1 pseudogene is annotated in these 459 nt (G+C 56.9%); it reads right to left on the bottom strand.

Annotated elements, in window-relative coordinates:
• Nucleotides 1-257 (bottom strand): annotated as a pseudogene (locus D7X32_RS48005) (DUF6862 domain-containing protein); the annotation flags it as partial.
• Nucleotides 258-459: the final 202 nt, after the last annotated feature.

The following is a 459-nucleotide window of genomic DNA, read 5'->3' as shown; positions in this document are numbered from 1 at the left end:
GTAATAGGATTATTTACCTGATTGATGCTTCGAAGCTCTGACTCAATCGTGTAAGCACGCAATTCCGGATTTTGCATGGCTTGCGCGTATTGTTCCCTCGCTTCCGGGCTCCAACTGGCCTGCTTGAGGCTTTGAGCAGCCTTCCAGGCTTCTTGACGCAATGCACTACAAGTCGATGCCTGTCCGCCCGTAGAGCAGGCAGTCATCAAGGCTAGATCTCGGTCGCGGTCCAACTTATCCCAAGCATCCGCACGCCCACAGGCGGCCTCGTCTCCTCCTTGGCAGGCCTTTTGGGACTTCCAACGCTCCTCATTTTCCGCATGGTTGAGGAAGTTGTACTGAGTAGCATTCCCCGCCACCCAGGCTCCCGTCTGCAAGCTCTTGGCGTCCGCATCGCCCTGCGTCGAAGCCGCCAGCACGCCGATCAACTGCGAACTCATGGTCAGCAGGCCCTTCTTG

The organism is Corallococcus carmarthensis, from assembly GCF_003611695.1.
Classification (GTDB): domain Bacteria; phylum Myxococcota; class Myxococcia; order Myxococcales; family Myxococcaceae; genus Corallococcus; species Corallococcus carmarthensis.
Note: the sequence above shows the minus strand (reverse complement) of the source record. Positions and strands in the feature narration are given on the sequence as shown.